The organism is Methylophaga marina (genome assembly GCF_030296755.1).
GTDB lineage: Bacteria > Pseudomonadota > Gammaproteobacteria > Nitrosococcales > Methylophagaceae > Methylophaga > Methylophaga marina.
The window spans coordinates 93,849-119,838 of the sequence record NZ_AP027741.1 but is presented as its reverse complement, the minus strand read 5'-3'; the positions used below and the strand labels follow the sequence as shown (position 1 = coordinate 119,838).

The following is a 25,990-nucleotide window of genomic DNA, read 5'->3' as shown; positions in this document are numbered from 1 at the left end:
AGAGCACAAGAAACAGTGCTCCTTGGTCAATGGTTGGTTTAACTTTTTAGTTCGTCATTGCTTGTTATCTTGATTCTAGGGAAAGTGGTTTTTTATGGATGCAGTTCCAGATATTGTTGATGCGGTACTTATCTTTCTTGTTATTTTATCGGTACTTATCTGGTCAGTAGGGATTAGTAAATACCTGGCCTTTTATCGTAATAGCCGTTTTGATAGAGAATTTCTGGCGGTTTTTTCCAAAGCGCGTGATATTCAGGATTTGTTGGCGGTGATGTCTTCAACAAAAGGCCGTCTTGCTCGTGTTTGTCAGGCAGGATTGGATGAGCTGGTTTCATGGCAATATCTGGCTAACTCTGTTGCGCCAGATGATAAACGTGAAATGTTGATGCACTCGCTGAAACAACAAGCGCATGCTGAGCAAACCCGCATGGAAAATGGCTTGTCTATACTGGCCAGTGTGGGGTCAACTGCCCCCTTTATTGGTTTATTCGGTACGGTCTGGGGGATTATGAATGCACTCAAAAGCATTACGGCATCGGGTTCAGCGAGTCTGGATGTGGTGGCGGGACCGATAGGGGAAGCGTTGATTGCCACAGCCATTGGTATTGCTACCGCTGTACCTGCCGTTCTGGCGTACAACTACTTTTTACGTAAAGTCAGGTTGTCTGCGGCCACCATGGATAATTTTTCGTCGGCATTTCATCTGTTAGTTCTCAAATCTCGTATCAAACACGATTAGGCGGCTCAACAGGAATAATGCCTGCTGAAGGCATCAACCTGTTGCTCGATAATGCATAAAGGAAATTTGTTATGGCGATGAATACTGGCGGTGACAACAATATGATGAGTGAAATCAATGTGACGCCCTTAGTGGATGTGATGTTGGTGCTGCTGACCGTTTTTATCGTGACAGCCCCGTTATTGATGAATTCGGTACCAGTCAATTTACCTAAAGCCAGCTCAGACTTAACACTCACTCAACCCGAGTCTATCAACATCAGTGTGACAGCTGACGGCACCATGTACTTCAGTGATGAAACGGTGAATGCTGAACAACTGGATATGGCGCTGATGGAGGCGGCACAAAACGTGGATACCAGTGTTGAGATTTTTGCTGATGAAAAAGCGGAGTACGGCACAGTGGCTAAAGTTATGGCGGCCATTCAACGTGCTGGCATCAGTAAGTTTACCTTTGTGATACAACCGGAGTCTGGTCAGTAATGCTGCTTATTGATTGGCTGTGTGACGCGTTAATATGACGGCTTTGGTCGCTGATTTTTCTTCAAATCGTTCGGTTGGATCAGAACGCTTTCTGCCTGGTTTTTTATGGGCAGTGCTGATTCATCTGTTATTGATTTTATTATTTATGCCCACACTGGAGCCAGCAGCACCGGCAGCACCAACAAGAATCACGGTGCAGGTAAGCCAGCTTGAACCCATCGTTGAAGAGGTGGTTGAACCTGAACCAATCCCAGAACCTGTCGCTCCTATAAAAAAACCAGAAACAAACAAAAAACTGCTCGTTGCTAAAGATGATACCCCTCCTGAGCCAGAGGAAATGGTGGTGATAGAGCAGCCACCTGAAAGTGAACCTGTTGAAGAGATAAAACCCGAACCACCCAAGCCTGAACCTAAAAAAGTTGAACCTAAGCCAGAACCTAAAAAGGCAGAGAAACCTAAGCCAAAGCCCAAACCCAAAAAGGTTGAAAAGCCTAAACCAAAACCTGAGCCGAAAATAATTGAAAAGCCTCAGCCCAAACCTGAGAAACCGATTGAAACGGTGAAACAGGTGCAGCAAAAACCGACGGCTGAACCTGAGGTTGTAGAAAAGATTGAGCAAGTCGAGACGCCAAGCGAAGTGGTTAAGGGCGTGGTGACTGATACACCAGCAGCATCCTCAACGACGGCATCCGGTAGCTCGACCTCATCTCAAGCTGACGCTACAGGCACGGGTACAGCAGATAATGGTAATGGTAGCAACCAAGGTGGTACTGGGGAAGTGGATCGAAATACCGCCTGGAAAGGTTATGGACAGTTGCTTTATGCCATGGTGTCTAAGAATAAAACCTATCCACAATTAGCGATTCGCCGTCACCTTGAAGGCACAGTGATGGTGAGTGTTCGTTTTGAGCAAGGCAGGATGGTGAGCATGTCCGTCGTCGGTCAGGGTAGTGGACATAGTGTTTTAGATAGAGCTGCGCATGAGATGGTCGAGAAAGCGGTGAAAGCCTTACCCGTTCGCGGTGATTTATCGAGAAAATCCTTTAGTGTGGTGGTACCTGTTAACTTTCGTTTAACAGACTAAACTCATTCGTCAGCTTTTATCATGGCTATAGTGATGTATAGCGCCAATCAAGATATGATAAAGTGTGTCAGCCAAAATTATGGAAACCCAGCGTTACACAGTCTCTTAATCAACCTTGCCATTGAGGGTGGTTGATTAAGGCAGTAGTCGAAATGTCTCTCATATTTCAAACGAGCTATTGTCGCCAGCCTTACGCGGGTATGCGAGGTCATCAGTGCATGAACTTGCGATTCAAAATCACGTATTTTTAAGGGTTTAGAATGTCGAAAATTATTTATACCAAAGTAGATGAATCACCTGCATCAGCAACGTACTCTTTGTTGCCCGTTATTCGTGCTTTTACAGCCAATGCGAATATTGATATCGAAAGCCGGGACATTTCACTTGCAGGACGTATCATTGCTAACTTTCCCGATAATCTAAGCGACGAACAAAAAATTCCTGATCACCTGTCACAACTCGGTGCGTTAACTCAGGACCCGGCTACCAACATTATCAAGCTACCGAATATTTCTGCATCCATCCCACAGTTAAAAAACGCGATTGCAGAATTAAAATCAAAAGGTTATGACCTGCCTGATTATCCTGAATCACCTAAAAATCCTGCTGAACAAGCGATTAAAGATCGTTATGCCAAAGTATTAGGTTCTGCTGTGAACCCGGTGTTACGTGAGGGTAACTCTGATCGCCGAGCCCCCGCTGCGGTGAAAAACTATGCACGTAAAAATCCGCATAGTATGGGCGAATGGAAAGCCGATTCAGCCACTGACATCGCGCATATGGATGCGAATGACTTCTATGGCAGCGAATTATCCATTACCTCTGCTCAGGCCGATGACTTTAAAGTGACGTTTGTCGATACAGCAGGCAATGAAACGGTACTGAAAAAGTCGATTCCGGTATTAGCGGGTGAAGTCGTGGATGCGACGCGTATGCGTGCAAGCAGCCTGCAGGCGTTTTATGCCGATGCCATTGCGAGAGCAAAACAAGACAATGTGCTGTTATCTCTGCATTTAAAAGCCACCATGATGAAGGTGTCCGATCCTTTAATGTTTGGTTTTGCTGTCAGAGTGTTTTTCAAAGATTTAATTGAAAAACACGGCAATCTATTTGATGAGCTGGGTGTGGACTTCAATAACGGTTTAGGTGATTTATACAGCCGCCTGGCCAATGTTGATGACGAAACCAGAAAAGCGGTGGAAGCGGATATTGAAGCAGTCTATGCCAGCCAGCCTGATGTGGCGATGGTGGACTCGAATAAAGGCATTACCAATTTCCATGTCCCTTCAGATGTGATTGTGGATGCCTCTATCCCGGCGATGATTCGTGCCGGTGGCAAAATGTGGAATAAAAAAGGCGAGCAACAAGACACGCTGGCGATGATTCCTGATCGCTGTTATGCCGGTGTCTATAAAACAGTGGTGGATGATTGTAAACAAAAAGGCGCTTTGGATCCGGTCACCATGGGTACCGTACCGAATGTGGGCTTGATGGCTCAAAAAGCCGAAGAATATGGCTCGCATGATAAAACCTTCCAGGCGAAAGCGGATGGCAAAATTATTGTCACTAACCAACAGTCTGAAACGGTATTTGAGTTTGATGTGGAAGCAGGGGATATCTTCCGTATGTGTCAGACCAAAGATGAACCAATCCGTGACTGGGTGAAATTAGCCGTCAGCCGAGCACGTTTATCCGATACACCGGCGATTTTCTGGCTGGATGAAAACCGGGCACATGATGCTGAATTGATTAAAAAGGTAAATGACTATTTACCTGAGCATGATACAGCTGGATTGGATATTCGCATTCTAAATCCGGTCGTGGCCACACAACTCTCTTTAGATAGAATTCGAGCCGGTAAAGACACGATTTCGGTGACTGGTAACGTATTACGTGACTACAACACCGATTTATTCCCTATTCTGGAGTTAGGAACATCGGCGAAGATGTTATCTGTAGTGCCACTCATGCAAGGTGGTGGTTTATTTGAAACCGGTGCAGGTGGCACCGCGCCAAAATTACTGGATCAACTGATTGATGAAAATCATTTGAGCTGGGACTCTTTGGGCGAATTGATGGCTTTGGCGGCTTCGTTGGAGCATCTATCTAATACCCAGGATAATCCAAAAGCAAAAGTGTTAGCTGACACCTTGGATGCCGCAACGGGCAAATTACTGCAAGAAAACAAATCGCCCAAAGAAAAAACGGGTGAGTTAGATAACCGGGGTAGTCATTTCTATTTAGCCATGTACTGGGCTGAAGCACTGGCAGAGCAAACAGACAATGCCGAGTTAAAAGCGGTGTTCACACCTATCGCTCAAGCCATGGCTGAAAATGAAGCTGCCATTGTGAACGAATTGAATGAGGTGCAGGGTAGAGCGGTTGATATGGGCGGTTACTACCTGCCTGATGATGAGATGATGAATTCGATTATGCGTCCAAGTGCCACATTGAATACCATTCTGTCTCAGCTTGTTTAAGCGTCATCATTTAATAAGAAAAGCCCCGAATGTCGGGGCTTTTTTGTTTTTATCGCATTCTCAGTAACGACCGTGATGATAGTACCGATCATGTTGGTATTTTCTATGTTGATGTTCAACAGCTTTTCGATACTTGCGATATTCTCGGGCTCTGTCTTGACGGTATTTGGCCTCTAAACGTGCCATTTTTTGTTTGTGTTTCCAGTCTTTTTTGTCATAGTGATCATTGTGATAACGGTGGTGATGATCATCACGATACCGGTTTGTTGAGACCTTGCTGGTGACAACTGACCCGACAGCGCCACCAATGGCAGCACCCAAGATAGCGCCGTTTTGACCTCCCATTTCGTGTCCTACTGCAGCACCGACTGCACCACCAATACCTCCGCCCAAAGCGGCGTTAATCGTATTGTTATCTGCCATGGCTGCACCAGAAATCAGTGTTGATGACAGTAGTAAAGGTATTAATCGCTTCATATCTACCTCCTGATGTTTGGTATTCACTTAAGTAAAAAGTGAAAAAAGAAGCTAGGCACCGCGGCTATCTATTAACAGCATAGAAGACCGTGATGTCATGATGAGTTGTAACAATCAGGAGGTTAAGTCTTGGTTAAGTGAGCGAAACCTTAATCCACAATATTCTTTTGTAGCAGGTCGGTCACAATTTCAGGTACGAATGTCCGTTTAATGGTGATGGCGTAAAAGTGTTCGTAGACATTGGGTAACACTTGGTACTCAGACAAATTGCCACTGGATATTTCATCTTTGACGACAACCGGAGGCAGGGCAGTAATGGCGCCGGTATCACGTACTAATAGTCGTAACATCGCCATGTCATCGGCTTCGGCAATAATATCCGGCTCATACCCGAGCGTGGCACAGTAGGCATCAAAAGCCGAACGAATTTCAGTGATTTTGGTTGGCAGTACCCATTTCAGTTTTTCATAACCGTGTGGAAAGGTCTTTTTGGGGTTGTGTTTTGCCGGACCAATAATAGATACCGATTGCCTGGAGACCAACTGACTTTGCCAGATAGCATCATCATTTTGTTGGCTGACAGAGCGATTGGTCAGCACCAGATCCAGTTCATGACTACTGAGGCCATTGAGTAGATTGGTCATGCCTCGCGTGGTGAGTGTAAAGCTGACATTGGGCTCTTGAAGTAAGGGGCTAATAAAGCTCTCTGTAAAGTTTCTGGAAAGGGTGGTCAGAACACCGATTTTGATGTGCTTTTGTGTCGCTGTACCGCCTTTGCTGATAAAGGATTGTAACTCTTCACCTGTCGTAAAAATTTCATCCGCATAGGTCAGAATCTTTTTGCCCATATCCGTTAATAAAAGTTGTCTGCCTGCACGCTCGAATAATTTGACGTTCATCGTGGTTTCGAGTTGTTTGATTTGCTGTGATAATGCCGATTGTGAAACATGACATTCTTCAGCTGTCTTGGTGATACTGCCAGACAGGGCAACGCGCCAGAAATAATAAAGATGATGGTAGTTTATTTTTGCCATACTTAATTAAAACTTATTTATTTGTTAATAAATATCTATTTTATTTATGTTAAAGCATTTGCCATACTTTCACCATCTTAAGGAGGTATGTGTGTGAATTTTGAACTGACAGCCGTTTTCCCAGCGCTTATTCCATTAACCTTAGCCATTGCTAGTCTTTTATCCGGGGCAAGTCGACTCAGTGACAACACCCGTCAAAGCATTCTTAAATCTATTTCGGTGGCTGTTGTCATCTCCGCCATATTAATCACTGTTTGTCATATAGAAAAACCAGAAGACTCACACGCCTTACTGGCCATGAACAATGTCAATCTGATTGTGCTGTTGCTCGTGTGCTTTATGACTATTGTGCTGGTGAAGTTTTCTCAGCGTTATTTATCCGGTGAGACAAAAACACATCGTTACTGGCGTTGGTTATTTTTAAGCCTTACCTCTGTATCCATAGTGATTGTCAGTAATCATCTGTTGATTTTCTGGCTAGGCTGGGTATCCATCAGTTTATGTTTCCATCGTTTATTATTATTTTATCCAGACAGACCTCGCGCTGTACTAGCCGCCCATAAAAAATTCATCTTAGCGAGAGTATCTGAGCTCAGCTTACTCTCAGCATTTGTTCTTTTATATACACAACACGGTACGTTTTACCTCAGTGAAATAAGCCAGTACTACCTGACATCGGCATCGGCTGCTGAGTTGGGAGTCGCAGAGACTGTAGCGGCTATCTTACTGGCCATCACCGCCTTAATTAAATGTGCTCAGTTACCGCTACATGGCTGGTTAATTCAAGTGGTTGAGGCTCCCACGCCGATTAGTGCTTTGTTGCATGCCGGTATTATCAATCTGGGTGGTTTTTTATTACTGAGCTTTGCACCATTGATTGCGTTCAGTGTTGATGCACAATGGGTGCTGCTGATTATTGCTGGTTTGAGTACGCTCATCAGTGCCTTAGTCATGATGACGCGTATCAGTATTAAGGTAAAACTTGCCTGGTCAACCTGTGCCCAAATGGGATTAATGTTGATTGAATGTGCTTTAGGGTTATATGAGCTAGCCTTACTTCACTTAATCTCTCATTCACTCTATAAAGCTTATATGTTCCTCAGTGCAGGTGATGTGTTGCAGGAATACAGTCTTAAGCAATTAGCACCGCAGAAAAACGTCACTTTTCTCTCTGCCATGTCGAGTCTATTACTGGTCATCATCAGCACTTATGGGATTGTCTATTTCACTTCCTATTCAGGGCCGTTGAGTGTCTGGTTATTAGTGAATACTGCATTAGCTTTATATCTGGTGTCTGCAGTAAGAAACGGCACTCTATTGCAGTTCCTCACTTCTTGTCTGACTGTGGCGTTACTGGTTGGCTTTTACATGGGTGGCAAAGCGATGTTTACTTGGGTCATGCCGCCTGTGTATGCAAGTACGATGTTTGATGCCATGGACATCTGGTTGTCTGCACTGTTTATCGCATTATTTTTACTGGCTGTGCAGATGCGTGTGTTTCCTCAGGCTAAAGCCACCAGAACCTTATATCGTTGGCTGTTTTCAGGTTTGTACTTAGATGAATTGATGACCCGACTGACTCTATTTCTGTGGCCAATCACATTAAGACCAGAAACCAGAGTGGAATCTAACAATCAGCCACTTAGCAAGGAGACTTCATGAATACTGTGAATCAGTCATTGTCTGGACTCAGCGTCGAACATACCGCTGCCATCCATCAAGCGAGTTCATATATTGCTCCAAACTGGCCATTGGATCGGTTCATTGCGGTCAATGCTTTATGGGAATTTCGTGAGCAAACGATCGAGTCGGCTTCAGCCAGAATAGGGGCATTACAAGGTCTGAACACAACGATGTCAGCTGACTATTACCTCGGCTTGTTTCAACAAGGCCAAATCAGTGAGTCGACATTACTCGAATCTGCTAAGACATATGGTGTCAACACGGCGACAGTTGATGAGTTGAAGGCCTCACTTGAACATCCACAGCCCGATGCAGCATTGAGCATCGCCGAAATTGCGGATTTAAGCCGTGATCATCACAAAATGCGTTGGCAGGATGAAATTGTTCACCAGATCAGTCAGTTTTGTGGTGAGTTTGTGAATCAGGAGCCAGAGACTTTCGATCATCTTTATTCTGCCTGGTTAGATTTCACTCGCCATGATTACGGCATGTCACTACTGATGGGTGAGAAAAAACTGCGCCACGCTTTCACTCAGCTGCCTGATGACCTGGAAAGTTTGTTTGCCCAAGCGGTTGCTGAGTTGGAATTGACGCCGCAGCAGCTCGAGTTATATGCACATAAGTTATTGATGTGTATTAATGGCTGGGCTAGTTATTTTGCCTGGCAACGTTGGGAAAACCGTCTCAATAATCAACAGACCGCTTGTGTAGAAGCGCTGCTTGCCATCAGAATCGCTTGGGATTTAATTATCTGGCGTCAGTTGAAAAGTAAGCCTGGGCAGGTTGAATTTAAGGCATTAAAACAACAGTGGGAGCATCAAAAAGAATCTCTGATGGCGCGTATAGCCGCCCATCATGAATATGCCTGTCATTATTGGGTTTGGGCTTATGCTGCTGAGTTGACTTACCAGCAACAGCTACAGAAAACGCTAACCCAAACAACACCCAAGCCGCTTGATTCAAGACCGGTCTTACAAGCCGCATTTTGTATTGATGTACGCTCTGAACGTATTAGACGCAATCTTGAATTACAGAATGATGCTATTCAAACCATTGGCTTTGCAGGTTTCTTCGGTTTACCCATCACCTATCAACCCGCCAACACGCAGGTTAAGCGTCCACAACTGCCAGGACTGATTGCGCCGTCAGTGAAAGTGAGTGAGCAAACACCCAACCATAAAAAGTTGACCAAAGTCAGTAATGCAAGTACCTGGAAAAACTGGGCCAGTTCACCGGTATCTTCATTCACCATGGTAGAGACCATGGGTTGGACCTACGCTTATAAACTGATAAAAGATAATTTCTTCAGCAAGAAAAAAGAAAAACTAATTGATGAGTTTACTCACCATCATCACTGGCACATAAGCCATAACCATGCTGAATTAAGTTTGTCTGAGAAGGTCAATATGGTTACGGGTGTACTCAAAGGCATGGGCCTGACCAAGACCTTTGCATCGACCATTTTACTGCTAGGTCATGGTAGTGAAAACCGCAATAATTTGCATGCATCAGGTCTGGATTGTGGTGCATGCTGTGGTCAAAGTGGGGAAGTGAATGTCCGTGTTTTAACCAGCCTGTTAAATGATCCTTCTGTCAGAACGGAGCTGCAAAAAGCGGACATCCATATTCCTGAAAACACACGCTTTATATCTGGATTACATAACACCACAACGGATGAAATCGTCTGCTTTGATGCATTAAATAATGCTGACATTGAAACTTGGTTAGAACAGGCTTCTAAACAAACCCGTCGCGAACGTATTCAGTTAATGGATGCAGGCTTAAAAGATCTGGATGATGATGCATTAGAAAAGTCGCTAAAAGACAGAGGTAAAGATTGGTCAGAAGTGCGGCCTGAATGGGGCTTAGCGAATAATGCCTCATTTATTGTGGCACCACGTCAGCGTACTCGTGGACTGGATTTACAGGGCCGTTCCTTTTTGCATGACTATGACTGGCACACCGATGCCGAGTTTGCATTACTGGAGCAAATCATGACGGCACCGATGATTGTGACTCAGTGGATCAATATGCAGTACAACTTATCGGTCACAGATAATACGTTTTTTGGTAGTGGCAATAAGCTGCTACATAATGCTGTCGGCCAGCATGTCGGTGTGTTTGAAGGGAATGGGGAGACCTGCGAATTGGTCTTGCGATGCAATCCATCCATGACGGTGAGCACTGGCGTCATCATCCATTAAGAATTAGTGTGTATATTGCTGCGCCAAAACAAGCGATTGAAAATGTGATCGCTAAACATCAAACAGTACGTGACCTTGTCGACAATGGCTGGTTGTTTATTGTGCATTGGTCTGATGACAATACCTTCGAGCACTATCAACAATCAGCTTGGAAACACCTTCACTAACTAGCTGACATGGATAACAAAATGAGACAGTTAGGCTATCGACTGTTTCATTCTGAATCAGTCAGTTTATTCGCGATGAGTTGATCTTTTCTGAGTTGAAACTTTCTCCAGTCAGCGTTGGCTAAAGTTAAAAGAGGAGAGAGTATGAGAATTGAAAAGTTATTGTTTGCCGCGTGTTTATGTCTGCTTTTTGGCTTCAACACGGCTCATGCACAGAAAGATGAAAAATCGGATGTGCTGCTGCTTGGTTTCGAGTTACGTGGTGATGATACGGTTCAGTCATTACAAGAACATGATGCCGAGGTAATAGAGGCATCTGATCAATATTTACAACAAACATTGAATAATGGCACTTCGTTTCAGGTTATTGATACGCCAGAATCACAAGCATTACTGGCTGAAGCAAGGCAGAAGTTTAACCTTGAAAGGTGTAATGGTTGCGAGTTTGATCTTGCTGAAAAAGTCGATGCCAGATACGTGGTGGTGCCATGGGTATTTCGTATGAGTGTGTTGATTCAGACACTTTATATAGAAGTCCGTGATGTAAAAACGCAAAACACCGTTCTGCGTGTTGTGCGTGACTATAGAGGCAATACGGAGAAAGCCTGGCAAAGAGCGATTGATAGTGCCGTGCTTGAAATCAACGAGTCTTATCAATAAAACAACCTTATTTATCGAGCTTGCCTCATCACAGCAAGTTTCATTAAAGCTGCTACTGACATGGCATCTATGATGTCGCCGTTCATAGCCATTTCAATGGCTGTGTCTACTGAGACTTTTATTAATTCGATATCTTCAGTCTCTTCGAGTTCTTGATCACCGGCTGTCAGCCCTGTCGCCAGGAAAATATAGGCTTTTTCGTCGGTCACTGAGTTGGAGGTGCGTAACTCCATCAGTGGCTGCCAGTCTGTTGCCGTAAACCCCGTTTCTTCTTTAAGTTCTCTTTTTGCCGCTTCCAGAGGGTGTTCATCCAGTGGGCCACCACCTTCCGGAATTTCGATGGTGGTTTCATTATTTGGATAACGACTTTGTTTGACTAACCAAGTATGATTATTGTCATCAATGGCGATGACGCCAATGGCATGAGACTTGAAGTGGACGACACCATAAATTCCTTCACTGCCATTCGGTCTGATCACTTCTTCATGGCGAATTTGAATCCATGGGTTGTCATAAGGTATTTGCTGGGATGTCTGAACCCAGCCGCCAATTTTTGTTTTTGTCATAAATATTTTTTTCTTTAATTAAAGAAAGAGAAAAAATAGTACTTTAGTACTATACTTTTTTAGTTGTGGTGGTTATATAATTTAAGTAATCACATAAAGGAAGATTCAAATGCGTTTGTCAAAACTTGCCATGGTTGGAGTAGTGACTCTTAGTGTTAATCAGTTAGCTTACGCTGATGCTGTTGAAATAGACGCCATGTCTCTTCTTAATCAATACAACCTTATTACTAGTGGCAATGTCATTAGTACCTCTGAAATAGATGGTAACGCATTAATCGGTGGCAATGTTAACGGTGGTATGTACAACATGCATTCCACGTCAAATGCCGCTGTTCCATCTTTAACTGTCGGTGGTGACCTCAAGGGTAATGTACAAACTAAAGGCAAAGGCCTTAATATCGGTGGTGATGTGTCTGGCTCACTCACCATTAATGATGGTGGTGATGCGTATATAAACTCAGTCTCAGGAACTGTTCGAAACCTCGCTAATGGTAATGGTTCAACCTCTGTGGTTGGTAATGTTTCAGGCACTGTAGAGACTAATGGTGGTAATACTATCTTCGGTGGTACTAACACAGGAACAGTCAAAGCAAACGGTAGTGGTACGGTTATCAATCAACCGGTATCAGTCCCTTTTGATCCAGCTGCTGCAGCAGCAAATGCGGTGAACACATTAGGTCAGTTCTCTAACCAGTTAGCAGGTACTGATTTTAATAGTAACTACACAATTACCGGTGGCAAAGTCACGTTTAATGCGACACCGAATACCGATGGATTAGCGGTGTTTAATATTAACGATGGTGAAAGCTTTTTTAATAGTGTGAATGAGTTTGCCTTCAACATCGGTAGTGCAACCAGCATTTTGTTTAATGTCTTTGATGACGCACTTTCTGAGTACGATATCAGCGTGAATTTCCTGGCGAATTCAGCAGTGGATTTAGCTGACATATTGTTATGGAATTTTACCGATGCAGACAGTCTTCACATTACCTCACAATTCGGCGGTAGCATTTTAGCATTGGGTACAGATGTTGTTACTCACGGGAATATTGAAGGTACCTTAGCTGCAAAAACCTTAAACCAGAACGCTGAAATTCACTCACAACCTTCTGGTTTTGTGCCGCCTTCAGCTGTACCCGTTCCTGCGGCTGCCTTTTTATTCGCTCCCGCTTTACTGGGCTTCTTAGGCCTACGTCGCAAAGCGAATACTGTAAAAGCCGCTGCTTAAGTCACACTTTCAGCGATAGAAAAAAGCCACCTGAATGGGTGGCTTTTTTATGTTTGGAATATCGTTATTATTGTCTTTCTAATGTTGCACAACCCGCTGTGGCATGTTCCCAAGTTTCAACATAGCAAGTACCGATTGTGTTATCACCGAGAATTCGGCCATGAACATAACCATGGCTTGGTGTTGATACCCAGGTAAAGGCTGTATTATCAGGATAAATCACACCAAAAAAGTTTTTGGTGCCGTCAGCATAGGTAAAAGTGCCACGAAAACGGCGATCCTGTTGTTCTGTAATGGTGACAGTTTTATCGTTCCAGGTTTTATAGCCTTTTTCATCTGAGACGGTTAGATTGACCCCACTCCATGTACCGACCAGGTTTGGAATGTGTTTGGTTTTCACTTCAGTAGTGTAGTAGTAATAAGCAATACCTGCGGTGTTCACTAATAGAAGCAACCATAGTAAGAATTGTGTTGCTGTACTGCCAGCTTGTCTTCTTTTCATTGTTATTTCTCTCTCTAATTGGACATTCGTCAAGCGTTAGTCATTATATGTAGGTGAATTAATTTGTGTTAGCGCACGCATACACCTCTTTTTTTACATGTTCTCGTAATTGTCGAGGCGATAGACCAAACTGGGATTTAAAGACACGACTGAAGTGGGCCATGTCATTAAACCCTGCTTCCAGGGCAAGTTCAGTAATCGTCTGATGCATAGATTGCTGATGGTGTAATCGCCGATACACTCTGTTTAAGCGTTGTTGGGTGACATAACGCATTAAGGAGGTGTGTTCAGTTTGAAAGAGATGATTGATATATCGCACTGAAAAACCGACAGCATTGGCAATGATGGCTGGAGATAAATCGGGGTGATGACAATGATTATCTATATAGCGCTTAATATGAAACAGAGTCGTGTTTTGAGATCGAGATAACTCAACTGACTGGGGTGAGAGTTGGTTAAGCGATAGAGTAAGCATATCAATCAAGGGATCAAACATAGACTGGAAGGATAGCGTGTCTAATGTAGTTAATTGTGAAGCGAATGTTTGCAGCGTGTGCGAGGTTACCGCGCCAATACCTGATGTGACTGATATTTTCTTTGCTGTTAGCTCACTTACATGACTAAGCCTTTGTTTGAGGTAGTCACGGGGAATAGAAATTATCACTTTTGATGCTGGTTCAGGCATGGTAATACGATGCCATTGCGTCGCATCGTATAAGGTTATTTCGCCTTTTTCCAGAAACACTTCGCGTCCATCTTGTTCAAGTTTATATCGCCCATCGATCAGCATAACGGCAAAATAGTTATCTTGACTGACTTCTGTTGGCTCTCTGGATAAACGTTCTATTTGCAACGGCTGAGTTTTGATAGGAGAAAATCGTGTGCCATATAACCACGGATAGATGACCATATCATTGAACACAGGCTCATCAGCAATTTGACTCACATCCACATTGGCATATTCGCGTCCAATGATTTCTTTCAACCAGTTCAGCCTCTGTGAGCTCGGTAAATCATCAGTACAGAAACGCTGACCTTGCAATGTGGAAAGCTGGCTATTCATCTTTATCTCTCTTTTATTGACCATCACCTTCTCGGTCAAGTTATTGCGCCGTTTCAAGCAAGACGTCTTTTTATATAAATGGATAATAACATAGAAAAAATACAATAAATGCAGGAGAGAGATATGCAAAATACGTCAGCGTCATCCACAAATATCGTTATGCTTCGGGGGGCATGTTTATGGATATTGATGGCTTTGTTATTAGCCTGGTGTCTGGTGGGGTTATATAACCAGCTGGGTTTTTTACAAACCTTGATTCCCGGATCACCTAAGCGGGTGTTACAAGCACATCTCGATTTTCTGATTATGAGTGCCTTGATTTTAGGCTTTTATGCGGCCAAGGTAGCTCTACCATGGCATGTTCGCTGGTCAATGGTGGTGGGTGCGTTTACCAACTCCAGCCTATTTTTAATGTATGCACTGTTTCCGGTACTCGACCCTTTACATGATACCTTCAATCCTGATGTGACTGGAGCAGGGTATTTACCTTTTATTTGTATTCCAGTCTGCTGATGACCAGCTACGGTTTTGGTAAAGGGGCTGTGATTATTCTGAAATCCACGCTTACTGAAAAAACAGAGTCACAATGAGCTAGTAGTTAAGCAAGAAAAGTCACTGACTTTTTTGAGAGTCAGTGACTTTTCTTACCACCATTTCGACTGGCACTGTGGTTATCTTTTTTGCCACGTCCCGAGCCAGACTTGTTACCACCACCGGATTCTTTATTGACGGTTGCCCAGGCTATACTTTCAGCTTCCTCTTCTGAGACACCTTGTTCTTTATAACTTTCTTCTATGTGCTGAGCTTTACGTTTTTGTTTATCTGTATATTTTTCTTTACTACCTTGCGCCATGATTTCACTCCATTAAAAATAGAAACATGTTCACAAGAGGTGACAGTGGGGGTAAACGATAGTTTCTGCTCGGTTATTTACCAGAGTCAGGATGGTCGTGTTTTGTCACTAAAAATTCAAGGCCAGCACCAATATCTTCCTCGCCACAGGCTGCACTATCATCAGGACTGCCTGCCAGCGCTTCCTCATGCGTTAATATCAAGTCGCGTTGTTGGTGAAGTTGATCACTTTCACTGTCTTTTATGTGTTCAGGGGAATAAGTCGAGTGTTTTTGCTGCATGGTCATAGCCTGTGTCACCCAAAAAGTGTTGTATATCGATTACGTTAACATTCATGCTGACAGATACAAATTTATCACGGATATCCATCATTTTTGTTCGATATAAATTGTTAACCAGGTGAAACCACTAGATGTATGAAGGCTGATATTCAGTCAAAAAAAGCCCGCTTTAAAAAACGGGCTTTTACTAAATGAAAAAACAGTCCATTGTTTTCTTCCCATTTTATTAGAAGTCGTAGGTAATACCACCAAAGAACAAGCGTTCACGACCAACCAATTTACCTTCATTCCGACTGACCAGATACTCTTTGTCGAATAAGTTTTCAACAATAGCAAAGACGGTAATACCTGAGTTTGGCACGGCGTAATTCACACCCGCATTCCAGATAGTGAATCCTGGGATAGTGCCTTGCAGTCCACTGACATCTTCGTTACGAGTATTACCATCATCAACAAATTGTTTACTCACATGCTGGACACCAATTCTGGCATTCACACCACTTTGATGTTCATATCCCAGATCCATATTTAACATATGTTCAGGTGCATACTGCATTCTGTTACCGTTGATTGACGGATCAGGTCCATCTTTGTATTCAGCTGTCCATAAGTTAGTATAAGCACCTGATAGATAGATATTATTTGTCCAGTCGAAAATATCACCAAAGTTGATACGGCCTGAGAGTTCGATACCGGTTTGTTCACTATCACCACTATTATCGAATGTATCACCAAAGTCCACTAAGGTATTTTGAATATCATTGTGGAACAATGTAGCTTCAACATTGATACCTTTGAAGTAACGGCTTCTGAAACCAACTTCATATAAGGTGCTTTCTTCAGGTTCAGCACGACCGCCGTCTTCAGTAAACTCCCTATCAGCCCGAGCTGGTGCGATGCCTTTATGTACTCCAGCAAAGACTGTGGTACCTGTAATCCCATTCCATGCAACGCCAAAACTCGGTAAAAACTCAGTGTATGACAACGCTTCACGGTTATTCTGGACACCGCCTTCATAGAATTCTTCGCTGGTACGAACATCTTCTACGCGAAAACCTGGTGTGAATGACCAGTTCCCTACATACGTCGTATTTTGCAAATAATAGGATAAAGCGTGCGTTTTAATTTTTGCTTCTTCCACATCACCTGGATTGTTTGCCAGTGCTAATTTATAACTCTCACGCTCAGCAACACTCTGCGACAGGATCTCTTGACGGTGTATGTTCTCTTCATGATAGCGAACACCAAATATGGTGTCGTGTTCTAAGTCAAATAAACTATAAGAAATGTCACCACGTGTTTCTACACCACGCGTGTAATATTGACGAGGTGCATGTCGACCCGCACATAAGCTGGCATTGACATCAGTAGCTGAGACTCCTTCGTCACCTTGTCCTGGGCAGTTTCTGAATAACGACACGATATTACCGTTACTATCCAGATCGCCTTCATTCTCTTCTGTACTGCGTAGACCATTACGGAATGTGTCGGTGTAGTAAGCCTGTGAGGTTAATTTGAATTTATCGTTAACACGGAAAATATGTTGTAACTGTACGACGTCACGATCTTGTTCCCATTCATCATTTTGAATAGAGGGATGCGAGTAAGGATCACGATCATATTCATAAGGTGTTAAATAGGCCTCTGTAGAATTACGTCTGTCACGCGTGTGAACTAATTTCAAGCCTAATGTCTGACGTTCGGTAATGTCGAGCTCACCTTTGAATCGGTAATCTTTGACATCAAATTCACTGTGATCATAGACACCATCACCTTTGTTCTGGGTAAAGCCAAAAGTGAATCCGCCTAACTCGTTACCATAGCCTATCGCACCATCCAGTAAACGATAATTCTGATTACCGAAAGCGGATGTGATGGTACCCTCGACCTTGCCACTTCGAGGAACAGGTTTAGTCACGAAGTTTACCGCGCCGCCTAATGTTTGTGGGCCATATAAAATCTGACCGGCGCCTTTGATGACTTCGATACGACTTAATGCCGTTGATGGTGGTGTGTAATGGACAACAGGATCGCCATAAGGAGCCAGTTGTAGGTGAATACCGTCTTCCATAATCATGGCTTTGGCACTTCGACGTGGGTTCTGTCCCCTGATACCAATATTGGTATCAAAGCCCATGCTGCCATCGGGTACGATATTGATACCGGGCACTGTACGTAACCTTTCTATGTTAGAAATTGGACGACGCGTATCTAAGTAATCCTCATCGATAATATCGAATGAACCGGGAACGGCTTCCAATTTATCCGGAAGAATTCCGGTGACGGTCATTTTGTCTACTTCAACAGCGTCTCTTTCTTCCTCAGCATGAGCACTCAATGAGGCCATGATGAGCGATGATAACATCGCACTTTTACTCAGTTTTCTTCTTAATTCCATCTCTCTCTCCTACATGTGGAAAGAGGACTATAGCGATGGGTTTGGTGTTGTTTGTATAGGAGTCTTTCCCTTCAACACTGGGATGCGAAATCATTAGATTAATGGGATTTACTGAAACAAATGAGGGAGTGGTTAAAATTAACCACTGTCTGTTTTGGAGGCAATGATAAAGCGGGTAATATAGCTGATAGTGCGAAATTGACGAATACTTGAGGATGGTTATTAACATCCAGACGTGTGGTTAATTTCAACCATAGTGTTAATTTATGTAAAGATAGGAAAATTGTTGTTAATTCACCACAGTGTTATGAATGCGCTAAAAACAAAAAACAGAACAGGGATACGCGGCAAATTGACTTGTTCGATAGCAGGCTTAAGCCACTTAATGTGTTAGGACAACAAAGGTTTGGTAGTAAGAAACAACGCTGCCAGTCTCATGAGTTCATCTTGATCTGCTAAGGAATAATTCAAGAGAACATCCCATATCAGTTAATAAAACGACTTAATCATGATGAGCGTGATTCAGTCGTTGTAATGCTTCTATCAATTTTTGTAACCAAAAAGATGTTGTTTTTTTATTTTCTCAGCGACCACATCGGGTACTAGGCTTTCCCAACCATCTTGATTGTCTGTAATCATTTTCAACACATCTGGTGAAAAGATGGGCAAATACGCCTCATTAAATTCTTCGAGTTGTTGAACGTGTTCACCTTGTTTCAAATACTCATAGAGATAAGATTGTTTGGGATCGATGTTGAGATTATCGACTTTATACAGGGTGTCGGACTGTGTGTCTTTGTATGGATAGATGTAGAGCTTGACGTTATGTTTAAGCAAACGGCCAAAGGCTTCCAAGATACCGCCTTGCAGACTGCTATAGTACTCATCATTAAATAAATCTACCAAGCTAGATGCGCCCATGGTCAAGCCGATACGGCGATCGGTATAGCGTGAAAGATATGAAACAAGGCGATAATACTCTGGATAATCAGAAATCATCACGGTATGACCTGTTGCCTCAAGCACATCGGCACGACTAATAAAATCTTCCAGATCAATACTGTCATTGCCACTACGCAAATTATGCATAGTAATCTCCATAATGGAGATGGTGTCTGCCGGTGAGGCTTGATTGTCTGCATCAAATTGCTTTCTGGCAGCATTGAGCATATCAATGTTGACATGAGTCACTGGTCTGAAACGGCCGCGTTCAACCAATACATTTTTCTTACGAAGGTGCTCTGAAGGCTGTAATACTTTTCCATCGGCAGAAAACATAGCTGCATCACTCAAACCCAACTGCACCAATCGTAAGCTGATGACACGGTTGTCGACATGTAAAAAAGCATCGCCATGCAGATCCACCATATCCACTTCAATACGGTCTGTTGTTAGGTTGTCGAGGAGTGATTTAACTAATAGATCTGGATTGTGGCTGTAGTGAAAAGCACCATAAACAAGGTTCACGCCGATAATGCCCAACGCTTCTTGTTGAAGCGAGTTTTCATTATCAAGCATTCGTACATGAATAATGATTTCACTTGGAGCTGCGTGAGGCTCTGTTTGAAAACGAATACCTAACCAACCATGACATTCGTTAGTGCCATGATAGTTACGTGCAGAGACCGTATCTGCAAACGCAAAAAAGGCCGTTGTCTCGCCTCGCTGTTCGTTTAATCGTTCGATATTGAGGTCATATTCCAGTTTGAGCATATCTTCAAGGCGTTCACGGCAAACATAGCGTGGCGCTCTGCCGTAGATATCATCACTCACTTTCATATCATAGGCTGAGATACTTTTTGCGATGGTGCCGGCTGCACCACCGACTCGAAAGAACCAACGCACGACTTCCTGACCCGCACCAATTTCTGCAAAGGAACCGTAGCGAATATTATCAAGATTGACTTCAAGTGCTTTGGCGCCGGGGGAGAGGATTTTGTTTTCCATAATTGACCTTTATGAGGTGACAAGTGGATGACGTATGTCGTGCTCAAAAAACGAGAAACAGCATGACTTAACTTATTTTTCACATATTTAGTGAAAGTATTCAACCTTAAACTATTTATTAATAAGTCACTATTCGATGAATATTGTTTGGTTTAAACGCGATTTACGTATTCAAGATCATGGAGCATTGACCCTGGCAGCTGAGCAAGGTCCTATTCTGCCTGTTTATGTGTTTGAAGCAGAGCTTTGGCAGCAAGGTGATATGTCTCGCAGACAATACCTGTTTCTAAAAGAATGTTTGTACGAACTCAATCAGGTATTAACAGCAAGAGGATGCCCACTCATCGTTCGGGTCGGCGAAGCGGTAAACGTTTTTGAATCATTACGTCAGCAATATGCCATCACTGATGTATGGTCACACCAGGAAACCTGGAATGGTTGGACTTATCAACGAGACATTGCAGTTCAAACCTGGGCTGACCATCACCATGTTAATTGGCATCAACCTCGCCAGCATGGTGTGATTAGACGACTTAAAGATCGCGATGGATGGGCCAGACGCTGGTATCAGCATATGAATCAAGCATGTTATGTATGCCCGGATAAACTCAGCGGACCAAGTGAAAAAAATGACTACCTACCTAGTCCGGATAAGCTTGGCTTGAGTGATGATGGATGTAGCCAAAGACAGAAAGGTGGTAGGGAACAAGGACTTCGTCTTTTAGATACGTTTTTACATCAGCGTGGGCAGGGGTATACAAAGGAAATGTCCTCACCGCTGACAGCAGTAGATAGTTGCTCTCGACTCTCACCTTACCTGGCATTTGGCTGCTTATCGATGCGAGAGGTTTACCAAGCTACAGAGAATCGTATTGCCGGTATTAAACAGAGTCATATTCCGGCAAAAGTTCAGTGGCGACAAGCAATGCGTTCATTCTCAGCGCGTCTTCGTTGGCATTGTCATTTTATGCAAAAACTGGAAGATGAACCGCGTATAGAGTTTAAGAATATGCATACGATATATGATGGCTTGCGTACACCTGATCTCAACCAGACTTATTTTGAGGCATGGCGAAATGGGCGGACTGGCTTTCCTATGATTGATGCCTGTATGCGCGCATTAATTGCTACAGGCTGGATAAATTTTCGCATGCGAGCCATGTTAATGAGTTTTGCCAGTTATCATCTTTGGTTAGATTGGCGACAACCTGCGTTATATCTGGCGAGATTATTTACGGATTACGAACCAGGCATTCATTACCCTCAGGTACAGATGCAGTCAGGCACAACAGGTATTAACAGTATCCGTATATATAACCCCATTAAACAAGGTATCGAACAAGATCCAGAAGGGGACTTTATCAGGCAATGGATACCTGAGTTGGTTGATATGCCTGCCCCTTTTATTCATCAACCGTGGACGCGTCCGTCACTAATGAATGGGTATCCAGAGCCTATCGTGGAGGAAAAAGCTGCCAGGCAATCTGCTGCTGCAAAGATTTATGCCTTAAGGAAACAGTCCCAGCACAGGCAACAGGCTGAGATCATTGTAAAAAAACACGCCAGTCGTAAACGTACCTCTCATAAAAAGAAACAGAAGACACCATCCTGGCAACAAGGCGAACTTCCGCTATAAATAAAGCCAAGTTGGTGTCATACGCACTTACAAAATAGATGTCATCCATTTATACTCGCGACATCATGCGCTTATCAGAGCTTAAGTGCTCAGTCATCTTAATATTGGTTTAACCCGGTTTGTGTTACATTGCGCGCCTTTCCGGACAAGCTAATTGAGCAGATGACTTCTTCAGACACTTCAGCACGATCTTATTCACTACCATGGGTTATTTTCGCCCTGGCTATCGGTGGCTTTTGTATCGGTACCACTGAATTTGTGGCGATGGGTCTTATTCAGGAAATCGCTGCTGATCTGAAGGTATCTATTCCTTCTGCCGGACATTTCATCACAGCATACGCATTAGGCGTGACGATTGGCGCACCAGCATTAGCTATTTTAGGGGCGAAGTTACCGCGAAAAACATTGTTGCTAGGCTTGATGGTGTTTTATGGTTTGGCTAATGGATTAACGGCATTAGCTGATACTCCAACATCAATGCTGCTTAGTCGTTTCATAGCAGGCTTACCGCATGGCGCTTATTTTGGTATTGCATCACTGGTGGCTGCCGATTTAGCGGGTCAGCATCGCCGGGCGACAGCTATTGCACAAGTGATGATGGGGTTAACCATTGCCAATGTCATTGGTGTACCTTTCGCCACCTGGCTTGGCCAATCCTTTGGCTGGCGCGCGGGTTTTGAGTTTTCGGCGATGATTGCGTTGGCAACCATATTAGCTATCAGCTTTTTTGTACCACGTATTGATGCACACCCCACAGCGAGTTTTCGTGGTGAGCTCGCTGGGTTTAAGAACATCAATATGTGGCTGACCTTAGCGATAGGTGCAATTGGTTTTGGGGGAATGTTTTCTGTCTACAGCTATGCATCACCCATACTGACCGAATATACGGGGGTTAGTATCAAAGTCGTGCCTATAGCGCTGGCTGTGTTTGGTACAGGTATGGTCATTGGTGGGTTAGTCGCTGGCTGGCTAGCGGATAAACATTTGAATAAAACGATTGTCGCCGTGCTGGTCAGTTCTTCTATTGCGTTTATTATTGCTGGCCTAAGTATGACGCAACTCTATTCAGCGATTGTCGCCTTGTTTTTGATTGGTTTCACGGTGACAGGCTTAGCAGGGGTATTACAGATTCGTTTAATTGACGTAGCAGGAGAGTCTCAAGCATTAGCTGCGTCATTGAATCATTCAGCATTTAATGTCGCCAATGCCTTAGGCGCTTTTTTAGGTGGATTTGTGATTAGTCAACAAATGGGCTGGGTCGCACCTGTTTGGGTTGGACTGTTTTTAAGTTTGTCAGGGCTTGCTGTATTTAAACTGGCTCTACATGTGGAAACACGCACAAACTAATTACTCTAGCAGTAATTGAGCCTATTACTTTGATAACCTTAGTGAATAAAAGCGCCTTTTTTTCTAGTAACAGCTCGAAATCTTTGCTCGGTAAGGGTTTAGAAAACCAATAGCCTTGCGCGTAATCGCAGCCAATCGATTTTAGGAAATTTAACTGTGCTTCGTTTTCAACACCTTCAGCAATGACTCTGATATTGAGTTTGTGTGCCATCACGACAATGGCCTCACACATAGCCTGATCATCAAGGTTGAGGTGGATATTCTGAATAAACGTCCGATCAATTTTTAGGTAATCTACATTCAGCTTTTTTAAATAGGCTAGTGAAGAATATCCGGTCCCAAAATCATCCAGAGAAATTTCAATGCCTGCATGTTTTAGCATGTTGAGGCGCTGCTCAGTCATCGGTCCTTCATTCATCATCACGCCTTCCGTAATTTCCAGGGAAATGGCTGTATTGCTAAGTGCTTGTTGTGATAAGAAATCTGTCCACTCTTCTAGATCACAAGATTCATTTTGAAATTGTTTTGGCGAAATATTGATGCTGACTTGAAAGCTATCGATATATTTTTCCTGCCAAGCTTTTACTTGAGAGGCACTTTGTCGAAATACCCAACTACCTAATTCGCATATCAGCCCAATGTCTTCGGCTATCGGGATAAATTCATCAGGCGTGACATTACCCAGTTCTGGGTGTGTCCAGCGTAATAAAGACTCAGCTTTATCTATAAAGCCGGTCTTAAGGTTAACAATCGGTTGATAATGTATAGAGAATTGCTCAGATCCTATTGAGTTTCGAAGATGTTTAACTATCTCTGTTTTTGTGAGCGCGTGTTGCTCCATGGAAAGATCAAAAAAGGAGAATTTATTACGACCAGAAAATTTTGCATGATACATAGCCTGGTCAGCATGCTTGAGTAACTCTTGAGTTGATTCACCGTGCACAGGAAATAAGGCAATGCCAATACTAAACGAGAAATAGAGTCTTTCTTCTTCTAAGATGAAAGGGGATGTCATGGCATCTAGTAGTTTTTGAGCAACAGTGCTGGCGTCATCAACGGTATTCAGGTTTGTCAGACAAACCGTAAACTCATCACCACCTAAGCGAGCGATTAGATCATCCTCACGAATACAGGTTTTCAAACGTAATGCTGTTTCTTTGATGACGGCATCACCAATATCATGTCCTAAGGTATCGTTGATATCTTTAAAGTTATCAAGATCCAGAAACAAAATAGCGAATAATGACTGGTCAGCTTTGGAGTGTGATAGGTGTTCTTCAAGGCGTTCCATAAACGCACGACGATTGGGCAGCTCTGTTAGCGGGTCGTTATATGTCAATCTACAAATGGCTTCTTCTGCCGCTTTGCGTTCGGTAATATCGGCGAAGATTGAGCAGTAATGTGTGATATCACCAGCGCTGTTAGTAATGGCATTGATAGTTATCCATTCCAGAAACAACTCACCATTTTTGCGTTTATTCCAAATCTCACCATTCCATTTCTTGTCGTGTGAAAGTGCAGCCCACATGTCTTCATAGAATTGTTTATCGTGTTTACCTGAACTGAGAATTCGTGGGTTTTTACCCAAAATTTCATGTTCCTGAAAGCCTGTAATTTGTGTGAAGGCATGATTCACAGCAATAATTTTATTGTCATGACTACTGATTGTCATAGCCACTGAGCTATGAAAAAAGCGGATGAAGTAATATTAACGATATTATTTTCATCAGACTGATTATGACCAGCCATGACTAAGTCTGAGAGCTTGTCAAAACTGACGGGTTTCAGTGGACATTGTTGCTGGGCTAAACAAGGTAACTCGAATGGCGAAGATATGATGTCATGATTCTCATTCAGTAAAACGATATTGACGTTGTCATTGAGGTGTCGAAACTGATGTATTGCGCAGTTCGGCATACCTCTGAGAAAAGCGGTATCGGCAACGATAGTGTCGATGGCATGCTGTTTATATAACGCTATGGCAGTTTCATAATCCTCTGCAGCCAGATAAAGGTTGATACGAGAACCAAGATAACGACGAATTTTATGCTCCAAAGGCTTATCTTTGCCCAGATAAAGCACACTCAAATCTACCTTTGAAGAGGCGGTTGATATCGTTGAGGTCATTGACTAAAACTCGTTCAGGCTGCTAGAAAATGACCTCGATGCTTTCACTGGGAGAACGAAATAGGACGTGTTTTCTGATAAGAGGTATACGTGGACTTTTATTGATAACTTCTTTTTATCTTGTCCGGTTTGAACATTCGCTGGCACGGTTTTTAAACCTCAAAAAATCGTATTAGAAAATACGAGTATGTTATTAATACACATATTAAATATATGGTTAAATAACCATATGTTTATTAAGGTTGTCAACTAAAAATGTCATGAGCATTTTGTTCTCTTTACAACCTTTACTAAAAGTGAAGAATCTAAATGTTTCTTAGTCTTTTACTTACTCAGATGGGTGGAGTTGTTGAGTCATATCCAAGTCTTAAACCACTCTATTAGCGAATTTTAAAACGCTAATATAGATCGCCAAATATCTCTAAATAGGTAAGGTAGACCCGCACATCAAACTCAAGTTGATGGTAGTCAGGTTGTATGTGGGTGCAAAGTTTATAAAAGGATTTGTTGTGGTCTTTCTCTTTTAAATGAGCCAGCTCGTGCACCACAATCATATTTAAAAATGCCTCGGGTGCCGTCTTAAATACCGAGCCGATACGCATCTCATTTTTCGCTTTTAATTTACTGCCCTGAACACGTGATACATAACTATGTAAACCCAGAGCATTATGAAGTACATCCAACTTGTCATCGTAAAGCACTTTGCTGAGCGGACTAGACTGACGCAGGTGTCGATTCTTCATATCTATAACATAGTCATACAAAGACTTATTGGTTTTGATGTTGTGTGTATCAGGGTATTTGCCAAGCAGATATTGACCGAGTGTTTTCGCCGAAATGGCGGCGCTGACTTGATCTAGAACAGGCGCAGGGTAGCCTGATAAATATTTTAGGGCCGACATAATGATGCGATTTGTTTGAATTGATTGATGAGGTGAAGTGAATTGTAAAACAAATGCGAATGAAGTGAGGGACTGTCACCCAAATAATGCCAGACTGTTATGTCTTATTCCTTGACTATTGCATGCTGAAA

General features: G+C 43.0%; 22 protein-coding genes and 1 pseudogene. 11 read left to right on the top strand and 12 right to left on the bottom strand.

What is annotated here, in order from left to right; all coding sequences use genetic code 11:
- Window positions 1-94 precede the first annotated feature (94 nt).
- The 4 genes from QUE24_RS00595 (at window position 95) to QUE24_RS00580 (ending at window position 4,785) form a co-directional block, all read left to right on the top strand.
- Window positions 95-739 (top strand): MotA/TolQ/ExbB proton channel family protein, encoded by a 645-nt coding sequence (locus QUE24_RS00595; RefSeq protein ID WP_286304771.1) that lies wholly within the window; start codon window positions 95-97, stop codon window positions 737-739.
- 71 nt (window positions 740-810) lie between these two features.
- Window positions 811-1,221 carry an ExbD/TolR family protein gene (locus tag QUE24_RS00590; protein WP_286304770.1) on the top strand — a complete coding sequence of 137 codons (411 nt, stop codon included), beginning with the start codon at window positions 811-813 and terminating at the stop codon, window positions 1,219-1,221.
- 34 nt (window positions 1,222-1,255) lie between these two features.
- Complete coding sequence (locus QUE24_RS00585) at window positions 1,256-2,305, top strand: energy transducer TonB (RefSeq protein WP_286304769.1); 1,050 nt, start codon at window positions 1,256-1,258, stop codon at window positions 2,303-2,305.
- A gap of 260 nt (window positions 2,306-2,565) precedes the next feature.
- Window positions 2,566-4,785, top strand: coding sequence for an NADP-dependent isocitrate dehydrogenase (locus QUE24_RS00580; RefSeq protein ID WP_286304768.1), 2,220 nt, complete (start codon window positions 2,566-2,568; stop codon window positions 4,783-4,785).
- A gap of 60 nt (window positions 4,786-4,845) precedes the next feature.
- Here QUE24_RS00580 and QUE24_RS00575 read toward each other — a convergent pair whose 3' ends face one another.
- Both QUE24_RS00575 and QUE24_RS00570 read right to left on the bottom strand, forming a co-directional pair.
- Complete coding sequence (locus QUE24_RS00575; RefSeq protein ID WP_286304767.1) at window positions 4,846-5,262, bottom strand: YMGG-like glycine zipper-containing protein; 417 nt, start codon at window positions 5,260-5,262, stop codon at window positions 4,846-4,848.
- A 149-nt stretch (window positions 5,263-5,411) separates the two neighbouring features.
- Complete coding sequence (locus tag QUE24_RS00570; protein ID WP_286304766.1) at window positions 5,412-6,296, bottom strand: LysR family transcriptional regulator; 885 nt, start codon at window positions 6,294-6,296, stop codon at window positions 5,412-5,414.
- A gap of 93 nt (window positions 6,297-6,389) precedes the next feature.
- Here QUE24_RS00570 and QUE24_RS00565 point away from each other — a divergent pair, with 93 nt between their 5' ends.
- The 3 genes and pseudogenes from QUE24_RS00565 to QUE24_RS00550 all read left to right on the top strand — a co-directional run bounded on the left by QUE24_RS00565 (window position 6,390) and on the right by QUE24_RS00550 (window position 11,010).
- Entirely contained in the window at window positions 6,390-7,958 is a 1,569-nt protein-coding gene (locus QUE24_RS00565) for an NADH-quinone oxidoreductase subunit L (protein WP_286304765.1), read from the top strand.
- Window positions 7,955-10,350 (top strand): annotated as a pseudogene (locus QUE24_RS00560) (YbcC family protein). The gene QUE24_RS00565 and the pseudogene QUE24_RS00560 overlap by 4 nt, the downstream one beginning before the upstream one ends.
- A 144-nt stretch (window positions 10,351-10,494) precedes the next feature.
- A complete protein-coding gene (locus QUE24_RS00550; RefSeq protein WP_286304762.1) occupies window positions 10,495-11,010 on the top strand; it encodes a DUF2380 domain-containing protein in 516 nt (171 codons plus the stop codon).
- An 11-nt stretch (window positions 11,011-11,021) separates the two neighbouring features.
- On the opposite strand, the gene QUE24_RS00545 is transcribed toward QUE24_RS00550, so the two are convergent.
- Entirely contained in the window at window positions 11,022-11,576 is a 555-nt protein-coding gene (locus QUE24_RS00545; RefSeq protein WP_286304761.1) for an NUDIX domain-containing protein, read from the bottom strand.
- Window positions 11,577-11,685: 109 nt separating this feature from the next.
- Between QUE24_RS00545 and QUE24_RS00540 the strand changes: the two genes are divergently transcribed.
- The gene (locus QUE24_RS00540; protein WP_286304760.1) at window positions 11,686-12,804 is read left to right on the top strand and encodes a choice-of-anchor A family protein; all 1,119 of its coding nucleotides are present in this window, start codon (window positions 11,686-11,688) and stop codon (window positions 12,802-12,804) included.
- A gap of 67 nt (window positions 12,805-12,871) precedes the next feature.
- On the opposite strand, the gene QUE24_RS00535 is transcribed toward QUE24_RS00540, so the two are convergent.
- The gene (locus QUE24_RS00535; RefSeq protein WP_286304759.1) at window positions 12,872-13,306 is read right to left on the bottom strand and encodes a hypothetical protein; all 435 of its coding nucleotides are present in this window, start codon (window positions 13,304-13,306) and stop codon (window positions 12,872-12,874) included.
- A gap of 58 nt (window positions 13,307-13,364) precedes the next feature.
- Window positions 13,365-14,369, bottom strand: a complete 1,005-nt coding sequence (locus tag QUE24_RS00530) for a helix-turn-helix domain-containing protein (protein ID WP_286304758.1) — start codon at window positions 14,367-14,369, stop codon at window positions 13,365-13,367.
- 123 nt (window positions 14,370-14,492) lie between these two features.
- Between QUE24_RS00530 and QUE24_RS00525 the strand changes: the two genes are divergently transcribed.
- The gene (locus QUE24_RS00525) at window positions 14,493-14,882 is read left to right on the top strand and encodes a hypothetical protein (RefSeq protein ID WP_286304757.1); all 390 of its coding nucleotides are present in this window, start codon (window positions 14,493-14,495) and stop codon (window positions 14,880-14,882) included.
- A 118-nt stretch (window positions 14,883-15,000) separates the two neighbouring features.
- On the opposite strand, the gene QUE24_RS00520 is transcribed toward QUE24_RS00525, so the two are convergent.
- The 4 genes from QUE24_RS00520 to QUE24_RS00505 all read right to left on the bottom strand — a co-directional run bounded on the left by QUE24_RS00520 (window position 15,001) and on the right by QUE24_RS00505 (window position 19,847).
- Window positions 15,001-15,222: a plasmid stabilization protein gene (locus QUE24_RS00520; RefSeq protein WP_286304756.1), complete on the bottom strand. Its 222-nt coding sequence runs from the start codon at window positions 15,220-15,222 to the stop codon at window positions 15,001-15,003.
- A 73-nt stretch (window positions 15,223-15,295) separates the two neighbouring features.
- A complete protein-coding gene (locus QUE24_RS00515) occupies window positions 15,296-15,502 on the bottom strand; it encodes a hypothetical protein (RefSeq protein ID WP_286304755.1) in 207 nt (68 codons plus the stop codon).
- A gap of 226 nt (window positions 15,503-15,728) precedes the next feature.
- A complete protein-coding gene (locus tag QUE24_RS00510) occupies window positions 15,729-17,900 on the bottom strand; it encodes a TonB-dependent receptor family protein (RefSeq protein ID WP_286304754.1) in 2,172 nt (723 codons plus the stop codon).
- 543 nt (window positions 17,901-18,443) lie between these two features.
- The gene (locus tag QUE24_RS00505; RefSeq protein WP_286304753.1) at window positions 18,444-19,847 is read right to left on the bottom strand and encodes a TonB-dependent receptor; all 1,404 of its coding nucleotides are present in this window, start codon (window positions 19,845-19,847) and stop codon (window positions 18,444-18,446) included.
- A 136-nt stretch (window positions 19,848-19,983) separates the two neighbouring features.
- On the opposite strand from QUE24_RS00505, the gene QUE24_RS00500 reads away from it, so the two are divergent.
- Together QUE24_RS00500 and QUE24_RS00495 are read left to right on the top strand one after the other, a co-directional pair.
- Entirely contained in the window at window positions 19,984-21,483 is a 1,500-nt protein-coding gene (locus QUE24_RS00500) for an FAD-binding domain-containing protein (protein ID WP_286304752.1), read from the top strand.
- A gap of 162 nt (window positions 21,484-21,645) precedes the next feature.
- The gene (locus QUE24_RS00495) at window positions 21,646-22,830 is read left to right on the top strand and encodes an MFS transporter (protein WP_286304751.1); all 1,185 of its coding nucleotides are present in this window, start codon (window positions 21,646-21,648) and stop codon (window positions 22,828-22,830) included.
- On the opposite strand, the gene QUE24_RS00490 is transcribed toward QUE24_RS00495, so the two are convergent.
- The 3 genes from QUE24_RS00490 to QUE24_RS00480 form a co-directional block, all read right to left on the bottom strand.
- Window positions 22,793-24,502, bottom strand: a complete 1,710-nt coding sequence (locus QUE24_RS00490; protein ID WP_286304750.1) for a putative bifunctional diguanylate cyclase/phosphodiesterase — start codon at window positions 24,500-24,502, stop codon at window positions 22,793-22,795. The genes QUE24_RS00495 and QUE24_RS00490 overlap by 38 nt on opposite strands.
- The gene (locus tag QUE24_RS00485) at window positions 24,499-24,957 is read right to left on the bottom strand and encodes a hypothetical protein (RefSeq protein ID WP_286304749.1); all 459 of its coding nucleotides are present in this window, start codon (window positions 24,955-24,957) and stop codon (window positions 24,499-24,501) included. Before QUE24_RS00485 ends, QUE24_RS00490 begins: the two co-directional genes overlap by 4 nt.
- Window positions 24,958-25,355: 398 nt before the next feature.
- Window positions 25,356-25,859 carry a YgjP-like metallopeptidase domain-containing protein gene (locus QUE24_RS00480; protein WP_286304748.1) on the bottom strand — a complete coding sequence of 168 codons (504 nt, stop codon included), beginning with the start codon at window positions 25,857-25,859 and terminating at the stop codon, window positions 25,356-25,358.
- Between the last annotated feature and the right edge of the window lie 131 nt (window positions 25,860-25,990).

Coding starts and splice junctions, on each gene's coding strand:
- QUE24_RS00595 (WP_286304771.1), top strand. CDS start 95: ATGGATGCAGTTCCAGATATTGTTGATGCGGTACTTATCTTTCTTGTT.
- QUE24_RS00480 (WP_286304748.1), bottom strand. CDS start 25,859: ATGTCGGCCCTAAAATATTTATCAGGCTACCCTGCGCCTGTTCTAGAT.
- QUE24_RS00530 (WP_286304758.1), bottom strand. CDS start 14,369: ATGAATAGCCAGCTTTCCACATTGCAAGGTCAGCGTTTCTGTACTGAT.
- QUE24_RS00525 (WP_286304757.1), top strand. CDS start 14,493: ATGCAAAATACGTCAGCGTCATCCACAAATATCGTTATGCTTCGGGGG.
- QUE24_RS00580 (WP_286304768.1), top strand. CDS start 2,566: ATGTCGAAAATTATTTATACCAAAGTAGATGAATCACCTGCATCAGCA.
- QUE24_RS00550 (WP_286304762.1), top strand. CDS start 10,495: ATGAGAATTGAAAAGTTATTGTTTGCCGCGTGTTTATGTCTGCTTTTT.
- QUE24_RS00570 (WP_286304766.1), bottom strand. CDS start 6,296: ATGGCAAAAATAAACTACCATCATCTTTATTATTTCTGGCGCGTTGCC.
- QUE24_RS00505 (WP_286304753.1), bottom strand. CDS start 19,847: ATGGAAAACAAAATCCTCTCCCCCGGCGCCAAAGCACTTGAAGTCAAT.
- QUE24_RS00590 (WP_286304770.1), top strand. CDS start 811: ATGGCGATGAATACTGGCGGTGACAACAATATGATGAGTGAAATCAAT.
- QUE24_RS00540 (WP_286304760.1), top strand. CDS start 11,686: ATGCGTTTGTCAAAACTTGCCATGGTTGGAGTAGTGACTCTTAGTGTT.
- QUE24_RS00490 (WP_286304750.1), bottom strand. CDS start 24,502: ATGACAATCAGTAGTCATGACAATAAAATTATTGCTGTGAATCATGCC.
- QUE24_RS00520 (WP_286304756.1), bottom strand. CDS start 15,222: ATGGCGCAAGGTAGTAAAGAAAAATATACAGATAAACAAAAACGTAAA.
- QUE24_RS00515 (WP_286304755.1), bottom strand. CDS start 15,502: ATGCAGCAAAAACACTCGACTTATTCCCCTGAACACATAAAAGACAGT.
- QUE24_RS00510 (WP_286304754.1), bottom strand. CDS start 17,900: ATGGAATTAAGAAGAAAACTGAGTAAAAGTGCGATGTTATCATCGCTC.
- QUE24_RS00500 (WP_286304752.1), top strand. CDS start 19,984: ATGAATATTGTTTGGTTTAAACGCGATTTACGTATTCAAGATCATGGA.
- QUE24_RS00545 (WP_286304761.1), bottom strand. CDS start 11,576: ATGACAAAAACAAAAATTGGCGGCTGGGTTCAGACATCCCAGCAAATA.
- QUE24_RS00495 (WP_286304751.1), top strand. CDS start 21,646: ATGACTTCTTCAGACACTTCAGCACGATCTTATTCACTACCATGGGTT.
- QUE24_RS00575 (WP_286304767.1), bottom strand. CDS start 5,262: ATGAAGCGATTAATACCTTTACTACTGTCATCAACACTGATTTCTGGT.
- QUE24_RS00535 (WP_286304759.1), bottom strand. CDS start 13,306: ATGAAAAGAAGACAAGCTGGCAGTACAGCAACACAATTCTTACTATGG.
- QUE24_RS00585 (WP_286304769.1), top strand. CDS start 1,256: ATGACGGCTTTGGTCGCTGATTTTTCTTCAAATCGTTCGGTTGGATCA.
- QUE24_RS00485 (WP_286304749.1), bottom strand. CDS start 24,957: ATGACCTCAACGATATCAACCGCCTCTTCAAAGGTAGATTTGAGTGTG.